The following is a 14585-nucleotide window of genomic DNA, read 5'->3' as shown; positions in this document are numbered from 1 at the left end:
CAGCCCGTTCCTGGCGAGTCATCACCACGGGTGGACCGCCATCCGCTACCAGGACCCGCCCCGAACGGCTACCTCTGCCCGACCCTCTGTCGGCCGGTTCGCCGGGAGGCGGCCACGACGGAGAAGGCGTACTCCCGCATCCGGAGCTCGTAGTCCCGTACGCCGTCCACCAGCGGCGCACCGGAGGCCGCGGCCCCGGCCAGGGTCCGCGTCAGCTCGGCGGCGTCGCGGATCGCGGTGTTCGCGCCCATCGCCAGCACCGGACTCATGGCGTGGATCGCGTCCCCGAGCAGGGTGACGGGGCCCGGCTCCCACGGCGGTACGGGGCTCGCCGTGGAGATGCGCAGCGGGAACAGCGAGTCGGTCTCCCAGCGGTCCAGGAGGCGGTGCACGTCGGGGTGCCAGTCGTCGCCCACCAGGCGTCCGGCCAGCTCGCGCAGGGCGGGGCCGTCGAGACCGCGCAGCGCCTCGAACGAGGGCATGGCGGGGTGGTCCGCCGGCGCTCCCACCAGGCAGGCGACGTAGTCGCCGACGGGGGTGAGGGGGACGGGCGGTGTGTGTGCCGGGCCGGCGGCACCGGGAGGGCGGGCGAACCGCACGGGCCCGAACCCGACGTGCGGACTTCCCTGCCCACCGGTCACCACGGTGAAGATGCTGTCGAACACCCACGGCGGCAGCGCGGCCGCCTCCGCCCCTCCGGCCGCTCCAACCCCGGCATCCGGCACATCCGGCGCGTCCAGCGCGTCCAGCGGGATCCTGCCGTAGATCAGACGCAGTCCGGCGTCCTCGACCCGGGCGTGCGGCAGCAGCTGCCGGCGTACTGTCGATCCGACCCCGTCGGCGCCGACCAGGTGGTCGGCGCTCGCGCTGCGGCCGTCGGCGAACCGCGCGGTGACCGTTCCGTCCTGCTCCCTCTCCCAGCTCAGCAGTTCCGCGCCGTAGCGCACGGTGTCCGCCAGGCCGGAGAGCAGGATCTGGCGCAGCGTCGGCCGGTTGAACGCGTACGAGCGGTACGGGCGGTACGGGCGGGCCGTGCCGTCGGCGGGGTCGGGGCCCGGCGCGGTGGGCCGGTCCGCGAGCGTGCCCAGGTGGCGGTCGCGGACGGAGACCCGGGCGGGCGGCGAGGCCGCGGTCGCCAGGCCCAGCCGGAAGAGGTGCTCCGGCAGGCAGCGTTCCAGGCCCGCGAGCCCGGGTTCGTCGAGCTGGACGCGGTAGCCCTGCGACCTCGCGTCCGGGTGCGGGTCCCGCTCGTACACGGCGACGTCGAAGCCGCGGGCACGCAGCCCGTGGGCGAGGGTGAGGCCGCCGAGTCCGGCGCCGGCGATGATGACACGGTGCTGGTGCACAGTCTTCTGCCTTCGTTGTGGTCACGAAGGAAGCACTGGGGTTCCGCGAAGGGAACAAACACCGCGAGGGCGCCGCTCAGAAACACCATTCAGGAGCGATTTTTCGCGCATTCCGTTGATTCTGGGCCCACAGTAGCAGCGAGCCGCAGGTGGAGGGGATCCACCGGTATTCCGGTCCGAGGAGGGTGGTCCCCGGGAGTCACACGCAGCGGGGTGCCGACCCACCGCTCGGAACAGCCCGCCAGGACTTCTCGGCGCGCAGGTCCTCCAGTGCCCGCACAGGCCCCGCCCCCGTAGCGGGGGCCATCGCCAGGCCGCTGCGGGTGCGCCGACGGCCGCCTCGGCGCACCGTGGACCTGTGGGCCTGCGGACGTCTGGGTCATCTTGGGCTGCGAAGAGCCGGTGGAACCGCCGGGCCCACGCCGCGCAGGGTGCTTCGGCCGTGATCGGCGCCGCCGGGCCGAGCGCCGCCGCCCTGTCCGGCACCCTCGGCAGCCGGCCGGCTACACGTCGCTTCGACACCGAGGGGACGGACCACCACCGACCAATCACGCGATGCCTCGAAAGGGAAATCCGCCATGTCCTACCCAATAGCTCACTACTGGGGCGAATCGGGCGAGAATACGGCAAATCTCCGATTCGGCGCCGCCGCGCCGGACGTGTTGATCGGCGCGGGGGGAACAAGCGTCCACTACTTGGTCGACACGCCCTCCGCGAACAAGACGTTCGGCCTGTACCGATTGGACCTGGGGCCCCGGCCGACAGGCCCCGCTCCACACTTCCACCGGACCATGTCCGAGTCCTTCTTCGTCCTGTCCGGGATCATGTGCCTGTACGACGGTGAACGGTGGATCGACGCCGAGGCGGGTGACTTCCTGCACGTGCCGGAGGGCGCTGTGCACGGCTTCCGCAACGAGTCCAACGAGCCGGCCTCGATGCTGATGCTCTTCGTGCCGGGCGTGCCACGCGAATCGTTCTTCGAGGAAATCTCGGAGATCGCGGCCGGAAAGCGCCCGATGAGCGAGGCGGATTGGGCGGAACTCTACGGCCGGCACGACCACTTCCTGCCCTGACCGGCCCGTCCGGCCGGGGGGTTGGCTCGAACGACGACTCGGGCGATCACGCACTGACGTTCGGTCATGTTTCCGTACCGAGGGGTGTATCGAGCTGTTGGTCGACCATGGTGGCAGGATGCCCGGGTGGATGGGATATTGCGTGCCGCTGCAGAGCTGTTGGACACGGAGCTGTCCGAGCCCGTCGACTTGGGCGGAAGCCGGCGCAGCACGGTGCTGCGCTGCCGGACCGGTTCCGGGGAGAGCGTGATCGTCAAGGCCTACACCGACGAGCCGGAGGCCCGGCGCTGCTTTGCCGCGGAGGCGGCCGGGCTCTCGTTCGGTCTTGCCGGCCCCGAGGTGCTGGGGGTGGACCCGAAGGTCCCGCTGCTGGTCATGGCGGACCTCGGTGATTCACCGACGCTGGCGGACGTGCTGCTGGGAAGCGACGCGAAGGCCGCCGGGGAAGGCCTGGTGACCTGGGCGCGCGCGCTTGGGCGGCTGGCTGCGAAGTCGGTGGATCGGCGAGTCGAGTTCAGGCAGTTGTGGGCCCGGTACGGCACGGGGATGACCGCCTGGGATGACGAGCCGTGGATCGCGCGGAATGTGGCTGCCCTGCCCGCGGTGCTCGACGCGGTCGGTGTCGCGGCTCCCGCCGGGCTGTGCGAGGAACTCGCTCGCATGGGAACGGCGGGCGGGGAGGAGTATCCGGCGTTCACCCCGGGCGACACCTGCCCTGACAACAACCTGCTCACGCCGCAGGGGCTGCGGCTGCTCGACTTCGAAGCCGCTTGCTACCAGTCGGTGTTCCTGACGGCCGCGTACTGCAGAACGCCGTTCTCCACCTGCTGGTGCGTCTTCGTCCTGCCGGCGGGGATCGCCCGGAAGGTCGAGGAGGCTTACCGGGCGGAGGTCGTCGCGGTGTACCCGGCGCTGGCCGAGGACGCGGTGTGGCAGGCCGGGATGCGGCAGGCCGTCGCGGTCTGGACGGTGAACGCAACCGTGCGCCTGCTGCCGCAGACGGTGGAGGACGGACCGATGCACAGGACACGTCGACCCGTGGCGACCAGGCGCCAGGTCCTCAGGCACCGCTGGCACGTGGCGAGCACGCTCGGGGAGTTCCCGGCGTTCGCGCAGACCGTGCGGCAACTGCTGCGCAAGGCCGCCCGGGAGTGGGATGTAGCTCCGCTGCCACACTATCCCGCCTTCCGGGCCGCGGGGGCGGGCAGGACCTAGGGCGGCGGGAAGCTCGACGACACCTGTCGGACTCGGCCGTAGGCGATGCGTATCGGCCAAGATCGGATCGTTCCGTCACTATCCGCGCACGCCTCGGATACGCTGCGACAGTCCCGTGTCGGACGTGCACTCACCGGTCCTCGCGAGTCAAGGCCCGTGGTACGCACGGCCGTTGTCGCCCTGGCTGGTCCAGGGGGGCTCAATTGTCATGCCCCGAACCGAAATGGGCCAATGACGGGGACGCCCGGCCGGTCGGGCAGGCCGGGGGGTCGGGCAGGCCGGGGGGCCGGGCAGGCCGGGGGGCCGGGACCGGATGGAACACAACCAGGGCGGGAGGCCGACGGGCTGATGACACTGAGCATCGACGAACTACGGCAGCGGCTAGCAGGCAGCCAGGGCAAGACGTTCGAGATCACCGGTGAGGAACTCGGGGCGGCCGATCTGGTCTCGCGCCACCTCGGCGATTCGCGGACGGGCGGCAAGGCGACCCACGACAGCCACGCCGTGACGGTCCACGGCACCGCCGCGCTGGGGGCAGCGACCGGCCTGCCGGTCACGGTGGCCTTCACGGCCGACGCCGACGGCAAGCAACTCGTCGGCTTCGACATCGCGTTCACCCTGAGTCTCTGGACCTTCACCACGGCGGCAGCGACCGAGGACTTCACCTACCTGTCCACGTTCGGCTTCACCCAGCCCAGGTTCGTCCTGCGCGGCGGCGACGTCGGCGCCGTCCTGGGCTGCACGCTCAACGGCGCCGCCTACCGCCTACCGGTCGACGGCGACGGCCCGCTGGTGCCGGACGGCGCCGGCGGCGGCGAGCTGCCGGACGTCACGCAGTCCTTCGGCTGCGCCCTGCCCGCGGACCTGGGCTTCAACCTCACCGACGTCTGGCTCCGCTACGACCAGGGCACGAAGACGCTGGTGCTGTCCGGGAGCGCCGCCCTGAGCGGCGGAGCCCCGGCCTCCAGCGTGGCCTGGGCGCTGCTGATCCAGGACCGGGGCGACGCGGGCAGGCGCTACCTCGGCGTGGTGCAGGCGGCCGTCAAGCTGTCGCTGTCCGGGCTGCCGATCATCAAGGCACTGGTGCCGCCGGCCAACGACCTGGTGATGCAGCACGTGGCCCTGCTGTTCATCACGGACGGGCTGGACGACACCGAGGTGGCGGACCTCAACAAGGCCCTCAAGGCGGTCAAGGCCGACTTCCCCGTGGGGAACGTGCCCGAGCTGCCGGCCGGCCCGCTGGACAGCGGGGTCACGGCGTCCCTCGCCTACGACCTCGGCGGCACGCCCCGGGAGGCCGTGAAGGTCCGGCTCGGCGAGGCCTCGCGCACCTGGACCGCCCTGCCGCAGGACAAGGGTCCCAGCGGCAAGGCCGACCAGCCGGCGAAGGCGGAGTCCAGCGGCCCGTTCCGGCTGGGCAAGCTCAACCTCGGCTACGCCAAGGGCACGATCCAGGTCACCGCGGACTTCAGCATCAACGCCCACGCCCTGACGTTCGAGGCGAGCGGCTTCGGGGTCAGCATTCCGCTGGCCGACCCCGGCAAGGCAACCCCCGTGCTCAAGGGCCTGGGCATCAGCGCGAAGGCGGACCCGATCGCGCTGGGCGGCGCGCTGCGCACGAACCCGACTCCGGACTGGCCGGTGCGGTACGACGGCGACGGCATGCTGACGGCGCCGGTCATCAGCGTCGGGATCGCCGGCTCCTACGCCCGCAAGGCGGACGGCACGCTCTCGCTCTTCCTCTTCGGTCAACTCGGCACCGGCACCAACCCGGAGGCCGGCTTCGGCCCGCCGCCCTTCCGGGTCAAGGACGTCTCGCTGGGCTTCGGCTACCACAGCGAGGTCCGCGTCCCGGCGCTGACCGAGGTGGACACCTTCCCCCTGCTCAACCTGACCGGCGGCGCCGACTCGACCCCGATGAAGGTGCTGGACACGCTGACCGGCGGGCTCAAGCCCTGGGTCGCGCCCAAGGACGGCGAGATCTGGGTCGCGGCGGGCCTGCACTGGACGATGTTCGAGCTGGCCGACTTCCGTTCCATGGCACTGGTCGAGTTCGGCGAGTCCCTGGTGATCGCGCTGCTGGGGCTCGGGGAGTTCGACTTCCCCAAGCTGACGGCGGCCGAGCAGAAGGCGGGCAAGGATCCGAAGGTGGCACGGATCCAGATCGCGGCCGAGGCGCTGTACCGGCAGAGCGAGGGGCTGCTCTCCCTGACGGCCCAACTGACCGACAAGTCCTACATCCTGGACAAGAACTGCAAGCCCACCGGCGGCCTCGCGCTCTGCGTCTGGGTGCCCCCGAGCCCGCACGCCGGGGACTTCGTGGTCTCCGTCGGCGGCTACCACCCGGCGTTCGTCAAGCCCGGCCACTACCCCGCCGTGCCCCGGCTGGGGATCAAGTGGTCGATCAGCAACACCCTCACCCTGACCGCTCAGGCGTACGCGGCCATCACCCCGCACGCGGCGATGCTGGGCGGTGCGCTGGCGCTGGTCTTCGACACCGGTCCGCTGCGGGCCTGGTTCACCGCGCACCTGGACGCGCTGATCCAGTGGTCGCCGTTCTTCTTCGACGTCGCCATGGGCGTCAGCATCGGGGTGCGGTTCTCCATCCACATCTGGTTCGTCCACATCACGATCAGCCTGGAACTCGGGGTGGACGTGGAGCTGTGGGGCCCGCCCATCGGCGGCAACGCCACCGTCCACCTGTGGTTCATCAGCTTCCACATCGGTTTCGGCAAGAGCCGCCCGGACCACCTGCCGCCCATCCCCTGGACCGACTTCCAGGCCCAGCTGCCGCCCAAGGCACAGGGCGTGCAGGCCAATCCGGTGGCCGGGCTGTCCTGGAAGCCCACCGCGCCCTCGTCCCTCGCCCGGGTGGGCGACGACGGAACGGACGCCGGCCCCTGGTACGCCTCCACCCACGGGTTCAGCTTCGTCACCTCCTCGGCGGTGCCGGCCAGCAAGGTGCTCTTCGGCGGCACCGCCGTGACGCCGGACGAGGACCCGCTGCACATCCGCCCGATGCAGCAGGGCAACCTGACGTCCACCCACAGCGTCACGATCACCAAGGACGGCCAGCACGTCGACCACTCCGGCTGGAGCGCCGAGCCGGTGCGCTCCAACGTGCCGCAGTCGCTGTGGGGCCCGGGCGAGAGCTCGCTGAACGGCACCGGGCTGCTGCCCGGCCGGCTGACGGGCCTGACGGTCACCGTCCCGGCACCGGCCTTCGGCGGACAGCTGACGGTCGCACCCGGCGTCCTGGACCTCGACCCGCTGCTGCCCCAGGGCGCCCTGCCCCTGGACGCGGGAGCGGCCGCCGTCGGCCCCGTGGCACAGACGAGCACGCAGACCGTGGCCGCCATCACCGCCGCCGACAGCGGCATCGCCGCCCCCTCGACCGCCACGAAGCGCGAGGCCCTGCGCGCCCAGCTCGGCGGGCTCGGGTACCTGCTCGACCCCGCCGGCCCGCTGAGCGGCTACGCCGACCTCGCCCGCGGCGACCTGGCCGCCGAGCCGCTTCTCGTCCCGACCGGAAAGTGACCACCTGATGCTCAGTCAAGATTCCGGAACCGCCAGCGGCCTGGAGTTCCACGACAGCCTCGTCCCGGCCCTGGAGGCGGGGACCTACCAGATCACCACCGGGCACGCCATCGACGGCCTGGACACCGGCGACTACTTCGCCACGCCAGTGGTGCGCACCCTTGAGGTACAGGCCGCGCGGTTCGCGCTGCCCGACGGCGCGGTGCACGGGGTGTACCCCACCGACGGCGCCACCGGCACCTTCGACCAGCTGCTGCCGCACATCACCCTGGACACCCCGCCACTGCCCTGGGAACGCACCCTCACGGGGGCGCCACCCACCCCCGGGCAGCCGGCCGTGCCCTGGCTGGCGGTGCTCCTCTTCGCCGAGGGCGAACTGCCGGGCGACCCGTCCGCCACCGGCCGCACCGAGCCGACGACCGTCGCCGACCTGCTGGCCACCCCCGCCACCGAGGCCATCGCCCCCGAGCTGACCGACGTCGAACAGCCGGACCAGGCCACCGAGTGCCGGACGATCGACGTCCCCCCGAAGCTGTTCGCCGCGATCGCCCCGCGGACCGGGGAACTGGGCCGGCTCGTCCACCTGCGGCGCGGCGAGGACGAGCCCAGCGGGGCACGCTCACGCAGCGACCGCACCCGGGCCCGCTCGCTGCGCGGCGTCCACCGCGCCACCCCGCCCCGCTGGTGGCACACCCTGCGCGACGACCCGTCCTACGAGGGCCTGCACGCGGTGGTCGTGGGCAACCGCTTCCCCACCACCACCGGCGGCCAGTACACGGCCCACCTGGTCTCCCTGGAGGGCTTCGCCGCGTACCTCGACGGCAGCACGGTGGCGAACGCGCCGCTGCGCCTGGTCTCGCTGCGGTCCTGGTCGTTCCGCTCCCTGCCGGACTCCGGCGCGCACTTCGGCACCCTCGTCGAGAACCTGGCCGCACCCGGCAGCCAGGACGCCGCCGCGCTGGGACTGCGGCTGCCGCCGAACGGCGCCACCGGCGAGGCCGGCGACCGGCTCACCCAGGGCTACACCCCGCTGGCCCACCAGCTCGACTCGGGCGAGCAGAGCTACGCCTGGTACCGGGGCCCGCTCACCCCGCTGCCCACCCAGCCGCTCCCGCAGACCGTGGAGCACAGCGCGAACGCGGACGCCCGGCTGGTGTACCTGGAGGAGCACGGCCTCTTCGACGTCAGCTACGCCGCCGCGTGGACCCTGGGCCGCTCCCTCGCGCTCGCGGACCCGCAGTTCCCGCCCGCGCTGATGGCCTGGCGCACGGTGGCCCGGGCCGGCGCGGGCCGGATGCTCGCCGCGCGCGCCCGGGCCGGCAGCGGCAGCCTCGCCGGCACCCGGGCCGCGACCGACCACCTGGGCGCACCCTCGGCGATCGGCACCCGCCCGGCCCGGCAGGCGTTCGAGGCGAGCGCCCTGGGCGGCCTCGCCCACACCCTCACCACCGCGCTGGCGAGCCCGCTGGACCAGGCCGCCGCCGGCCCGCGGCTGGCCCAGGCGCGACCGGCCCCGCCCCTCCAGGCCGCCGCGCCGTGGCTGCGCGGCCAGCTGGCCCGGCCCGAGGCGCGCGAGGCACTGCGGGCGGCGACCGCCGATGCCGCGAACCCGGTGCTGGACTGGCTGGACCGCCTGGCCCTGCTCCACCCGGTGCCCCTGGAACAGCTCGTGCCCCGCCAGGAACTGCTGCCCAACGAGAGCCTGCGCTTCTGCTACGTCGACCGGGCCTGGCAGACGGCCCTCGTCGACGGGGCGCTGAGCATCGGCATCTCCGGCAGCCTGGACAGCGACCTCAGCACGCTGCTGCACGACGCCCTCACCGACCTGCCCGCCCGTCTCTCGGGCTTCCTGGTCCGCTCCTGCCTGGTACCCGGCTGGCCCGCCCTGCGCATGCACCTGTACGCCGGCGAGGACGAACTGACGGTGCTGCGCGCCGACACGGTGGGCGAGGACGTGCTGCTGGTGCTGGCCGACGGCATCGTGGACCGGCTCGTGGTGGCGGAGCCGCCCCAGGGCCTGCACTTCGGCATCCAGGACGGCGACGTCCTGCACCTGCGCAACCTCAAGGGCGACGACATCGGCACCACGCTGCCGGGCGTCCAGCTGCCGCAGGTCAGCGGCTACCTCGACCCGGACACCCGGGTGCTGGACGTCACCCGGATCGGCGACGCCATCACCGCCGCCCTCGGCGACCACGCCCAGGCAGGCGGCCTCAGCGCGGCCGGCTGGGCGATCCAGATGGTCAAGGCAGCCCAGCAGATGACCTTCCAGCGATGACCCTCCAGCGATCCTGACGAAAGCGAGCACCATGCCGAACGACGACAAGGGACCGCTGATCGTCCCGGTCCAGGTCGACGCCCTGGCGGTCAACGACGAAGTCCGCTTCAGCGTGCCGTTCATCCGCTGGCAGGCCAACTTCAACCTGCTGGCGCAGAACCTCCCGCCCGAGGGCGAGCCCTTCGACAACAACCAGGCCGCGCACTGGAACAACGACACCACCGCGGGCGGTGTCTACCTCCAGTGGCAGCTGCCCCAGGCCCTGCGCAACGGCGCGCACGACCCGGAGACCGGCGACACCACCTTCCCGCTGGTACCCAACCGATGGCTCGTCGTCCGCTACAGCGGCCCGGCCGCCGGCCGCACCGCCGACTCCTGGGTGATCGAGAGCGACTGGCTGCCCGCCGACGGCGACACCGCCACCGGCACCACCCCCTACCTGCGCCCCGGGACCGCCAAAAGCGTCCACATCGGACGGCGCACCGCCGCCGCCGACTGGCCGGGCGAGAGCGGCACGCAGGACCCGTACGTCACCGCCGCCGGACCGGGCCTGCTCACCTTCTCCGCCTTCCAGCCCTTCAACGAGAACGTGCTCTCCCTGCACGACGACCTCACGGGCGTCGCGGACCAGAACACCCTCAGCTACCTCGTCACCGGCTGGTACTCCGCACCCGGCGCCGACCCGCTGCACGAGGCGACCAGCCTGGCCGACCTCGGCTGGGCCCTGGCCGCCGATCCCACCGCCGACACCCCGCCCACCGACCGCACCCTCTACACCGGTCAGGTGCTGGGCCTGAACTGGGACAAGACCGGCAGCGTGCCCGCCTCCGACCGCCCCCAGGGCGTGGACGTGGACGTCGCCGTGGGCAACAGCTCCGTCGACGCGCTCACCGCCCTGCTGGTGGCCAAGGGCACCGACGCCGACGACGCCGCCTGGCTGGAGGCGCTGGCACACGGCCTGCTCGACGGCCTTGACGACGCGGGCACCGAGTCCGTCGACCAGTCCATCCACCGCGCCTGGTTCGGCTCCACCCACGGCGGCTACACCTGGGACCTGGTGGACGGCACCGCCGGCGCCGAACTCTGCGCCAAGCTCAACACCGACCAGGCCGCCCACGACGCCCAGGTGCGCCAACTGGCCGACACCCAGTGGAAGTTGTACGGCGCCTGGTGGCTCAACCGGCTCGACGACGTCCCCGACACCTACGCCGACACGCTGCCCGCCACCCTGAAGCCCACCGAGCAGGACAGCCTCGCCGCCCGGGTCACGGCACTGGCAACCGACATCGCCGCCCGCCGCGACCCCGGCTCCGGGCACCAGCAGCCGATCCCCTGGGGCGCCACCGACGAGGACCTCGCCGCCGCCGCCCAGGCCTACCTGACCGCGCACGGCGCCGACCCCGCGACCTGCACGCTCAAGCGCTCCCCGCTGGGCGAGTTCCACCACGCGCAGGACCCGGTGGTGCTGCTGAACGGGATCAAGACACCGGCCCCGGCCGACCTCACCGCCGCACTGCCCTGCCGCACTCCGGACCACCTGCTGACCGGCATCGACCTGGGCAGCGGCCTGGCCCCCGCCCCGGCCACCGTGCCCGGGCCGGCCCTGACCCACCTGCCCGAGGCCACCACCCTCGCCACCCTGCTCGGCGAGTTCTGGCTGCTCGACCAGGCCCAGGCCGCCGGTACCCTCGCCGACGCCGTGGCCCACCCCGGCCAGCGGGTCACCGGCACCCTCCCCGCCCTCGGCACCAGCAGCTGGCGCCAGCCCTGGAAGCCGCTCTACCTGCTCTACGAGCTGTCCTACTACCCCATCCCGCACGACACCGCCGACGGCGACTGCTGGCAGTTCGACGGCACCCGCTACCACTGGACGAAGACCGGCCCGGCCGACCCACCGGCCTACCAGTCCTACACGGGGCGGATCTACCTCACCCCGCACGCCACCTTCAACCTCGCCGCCCAGATCAAGCAGTACCGCGCCACCCACCCCGACGCGCCCCAGGACGAACTCCAGCAACTCGCCGACCAGGTGGCCGGCTGGGACCTGCTCAGCCAGGCCCTCGACGGACTCACCCCGCGCATCACCCTGCGCGACCCGGCCCTCGCCGCCCACCCCGACGACGCCAAGGGCCTGGCCACCCTGATCGGCTCCCAATACCAGAGCACCCCCGTCCCCGGCGCCCTGCCCTCCCGCAGCGGCAAGTGGCCCGCCTCGGACTTCCCGCACCTGCGCGCCGGCCAGTTCTACTTCAACCGGATCGCCGTCGTCGACCAGTTCGGCCAGGTCACCGACCCGATCAACCCGCAGGGCAGCGGCAGCTCCACCGACAACGACAAGAAGCACCTGGTGCTGGCCGACAGCGTGCGCCCGGACGACGGCGCGACGATCCTGCCGGAGTTCCCCTACCGCTACGCCGAACTGCGCCCCCGCCTCCTGCAAGGAGCCCGGCTCCGCTTCGACGCCGTCAGCGCCACCGACGACAGCCAGGTGCTCGACCTGCACGCGGGCGTCAACCCCGTCTGCGGCTGGCTGCTGCCCAACCACCTCGACGCCGCCCTCGCCGCCTTCGACCCCGACGGCGGCGCGCTCGGCCAGTGCCGGACGGTCTACACCGACAGCGGCCAGCAGCAGGTCGTCTGGGACCCGGCACCGGGCTCCAGCTACCCCACCCTCGACAGCCTCGCCCCCGAACTCCCGCACCTGGCCTCCTTCCTGACCGGCCTGCGCGACGCCGACCCGTCGGCCCTGGCCGCCACCCTGAAGGCCGTCGACGAGACCCTCTACACCGTCAACCCGCTCGGCGGCTGGGACGACACCACCATGACCGTGCTCGCCGGGCGGCCCCTGGCCCTCCTGCGCACCCGGCTGGCCCTCGAACTCGACGGACCGCCGGTCATGGACCCCAGCTGGGAACAGTGGCAGTACGTCCTGGACCCGAACAGCACCGCGCCGCGGCCGGTCTCCCTGGACTACCGGTGGGGCGTGCGGCTCGGCGCGCTGGAGAACCTCGCCGACGGCCTGATCGGCTACACCAGCGGCGACGACTACACCACCCTGCACACCGTCCACCTACCGTCGGACGCCCCGTCCTACCTGGCCGGCATCGGCACCGGGTTCCCGCTCACCACCGCCGGCACCCCGCAGTACCTCACCCTGCTCGCCGACCCCCGGGGCGCCGTCCACGCGGTCAGCGACATCCTGCCGGTCTCCGTCTTCACCGTCCCCGCCGAGTTCGTCAGCCCCGCACTCTCCCGGATGGAGGTCTCCTTCCGCCTCGGCCCGGTCCTGACCACCCCGCAGGGCGTCACCGGCGCCGACGGCAGCCCCGCCACCGGCTGGGTCCTGCCCCGCCCCCCGGCCCGCCACGGCGCCTGGAGCTGGGCCGAAACCACCACCACCGGCTGGCAGGACAGCCCGCTGACACCCGCCGGCACCCCCGGCCACATCCCGACCCCGGCCGCCCCGCTCAGTGCCCGCACCGGCCGCCTGCGCCTGCGCGGCGCGGCCGCCGACGAGCAGTGACCACCGGCCCACGCACCACCGATCCACGAACCACAGAGCCACGGATTACCGACCCAGGAGCAGCAGTGTTCGTCCGCGCCGGAGCCAGCGCCTCCACCGCCCTGAACTACCTCGTCACCACCGCACCTTCACCCCTGGAGATCACCCCGGCGGACACCACGTTCACCCCGGCCACGATCTCCGTCACCGCCGCCAACCCCGGCCCCGACCCGGTCCGCGTCGTCTCCGTCAAGTTCACCCTCGTCGCAGGCACCGGCGCCGGCGCCCTCACGGAACACCTGGACCAGATCCACGCCACGGTGACCCCGGGCGCCGACTGGACCTTCGCCCGCGAGGACGACGGCACCTTCCTCGCCGTGCCCACCGGCGACCAGGGCTACGTCGAAGTCACCGACAAGGCCGTGCTGTTCGAGCTCACCAACATCGCCGTCAACGGCGAGATCGGCGTCACCACCCTCGACATCCTGGAGAGGACCCAGGACGACGAGGGCGACACCTCCAAGGGAACGGCCGAGTTCCAACTCGGCAAGTGCTTCCCGGGCTTCCAGTTCAGCGACCTGACACCCGCGTTCCTCGACGACGGCCACACCACCGTGACCAACGGCAACACCGTCACCCTGACCTGGACCGCCTCCCACGGCGCCGCCTACACCATGCTCCACGAGAACAAGTCCTACGACGTCACCAACACCCGCACCTGGACCTCCCCGACGCTCACCCGCGACGCCACCTTCCACCTGCGCGCCAGCCTCACCACCGACGGCCACACCGTCACCCACTACCTGCACACCAACGTCACCGTGGACAAGCCCGACCTCACACTCGGCACCCTGACGGTGAACGGGGACGCCCAGGTGTCCGGGCAGAGCAACGTCCAAGGCCTGCACTGCGCGCAGACGCTGGAGGTCGGCGGTGAGATCCACGCCGCGGCGACCGTGTACGGCGGCGACCACACCAAGCCCGTGACCCTGTACGGCGCCCATGTCACCAGCGACCTCACCGTCGACGGCAACCTCAGCGCCACCGGCGCCGACGCCATCGTCCGGATCCGGGACCTGCGAGGCCCCTCCAGCATGAAGCTCAGCATCAACAGCGACACCGAGGTCCTCACCGGAAACAGCGTCACCATCGCCGACGCCCTCACCGTCGGCGGACTCCTGACGGCCAACGGGGACCTCGACGTCTGGTACAGGGACAACAACGTGCAGAAGATGACGACATCCGGCGTCACTGGCGGCGTGAAGTTCCTCGGCCCAGTCGTGTTCAACAACTGCACCATCAACCAGGGCGACTGGGCCAAGCTCAAGAACTTCAGCGATGGCCAGGCCAAGTTCCAGATCTGGAACACCATGTACACCGACGAGAGCAAGGAGGCGGTCGTCTTCGTCTACGGCGGTAAGGGCGACCACCGCGACGTGATGGCCGACTTCGGCAGCCCGGGTGTGGGACACCAAGGGCAGACGTTCCGATTCGTTTTCGAGTAGTCCGACCGCCGGGCAGGTTGAGCCGGCTGGACTGCTTTCCGATCGGAAAGTCCCTGGAACTCACCTGAGCCGGCCCCGCGATGGCCTGCTGCAACGAACCGCGCGGCGCCCGGCCCACCAAGCGCCAGT

At 72.3% G+C, this 14585-nt stretch carries 7 protein-coding genes; 6 read left to right on the top strand and 1 reads right to left on the bottom strand.

The annotated features are described in order from the left end of the window. Nucleotides 1–68 precede the first annotated feature (68 nt). Nucleotides 69–1346: an FAD-dependent oxidoreductase gene (locus ACFV6I_RS09390; protein WP_380424098.1), complete on the bottom strand. Its 1278-nt coding sequence runs from the start codon at nucleotides 1344–1346 to the stop codon at nucleotides 69–71. A gap of 578 nt (nucleotides 1347–1924) precedes the next feature. Here ACFV6I_RS09390 and ACFV6I_RS09385 point away from each other — a divergent pair. From ACFV6I_RS09385 to ACFV6I_RS09360, 6 genes are all read left to right on the top strand, one after another. Continuing rightward, a complete protein-coding gene (locus ACFV6I_RS09385) occupies nucleotides 1925–2419 on the top strand; it encodes a cupin domain-containing protein (RefSeq protein WP_380424096.1) in 495 nt (164 codons plus the stop codon). Between the two features lie 126 nt (nucleotides 2420–2545). After that, a complete protein-coding gene (locus tag ACFV6I_RS09380) occupies nucleotides 2546–3634 on the top strand; it encodes a hypothetical protein (RefSeq protein WP_063352332.1) in 1089 nt (362 codons plus the stop codon). A 348-nt stretch (nucleotides 3635–3982) separates the two neighbouring features. Beyond that, nucleotides 3983–7171: a DUF6603 domain-containing protein gene (locus tag ACFV6I_RS09375; protein WP_380424094.1), complete on the top strand. Its 3189-nt coding sequence runs from the start codon at nucleotides 3983–3985 to the stop codon at nucleotides 7169–7171. Nucleotides 7172–7178: 7 nt separating this feature from the next. Further along, a complete protein-coding gene (locus tag ACFV6I_RS09370) occupies nucleotides 7179–9449 on the top strand; it encodes a hypothetical protein (protein ID WP_380424092.1) in 2271 nt (756 codons plus the stop codon). Nucleotides 9450–9480: 31 nt separating this feature from the next. Next, nucleotides 9481–12972, top strand: coding sequence for a hypothetical protein (locus ACFV6I_RS09365; protein WP_380424090.1), 3492 nt, complete (start codon nucleotides 9481–9483; stop codon nucleotides 12970–12972). Nucleotides 12973–13037: 65 nt separating this feature from the next. Continuing rightward, nucleotides 13038–14456, top strand: a complete 1419-nt coding sequence (locus tag ACFV6I_RS09360; protein ID WP_380424088.1) for a hypothetical protein — start codon at nucleotides 13038–13040, stop codon at nucleotides 14454–14456. Nucleotides 14457–14585: the final 129 nt, after the last annotated feature.

It is taken from the genome of Kitasatospora sp. NPDC059803, from assembly GCF_042732255.1.
GTDB lineage: Bacteria > Actinomycetota > Actinomycetes > Streptomycetales > Streptomycetaceae > Kitasatospora.
This window is presented reverse-complemented; position numbering and strand designations above follow the sequence as displayed.

Bases quoted from the DNA above. Each gene is read 5' to 3' on its own strand.
- ACFV6I_RS09385 (WP_380424096.1), top strand. From the start codon at position 1,925: ATGTCCTACCCAATAGCTCACTACTGGGGCGAATCGGGCGAGAATACG.
- ACFV6I_RS09375 (WP_380424094.1), top strand. From the start codon at position 3,983: ATGACACTGAGCATCGACGAACTACGGCAGCGGCTAGCAGGCAGCCAG.
- ACFV6I_RS09370 (WP_380424092.1), top strand. From the start codon at position 7,179: ATGCTCAGTCAAGATTCCGGAACCGCCAGCGGCCTGGAGTTCCACGAC.
- ACFV6I_RS09365 (WP_380424090.1), top strand. From the start codon at position 9,481: ATGCCGAACGACGACAAGGGACCGCTGATCGTCCCGGTCCAGGTCGAC.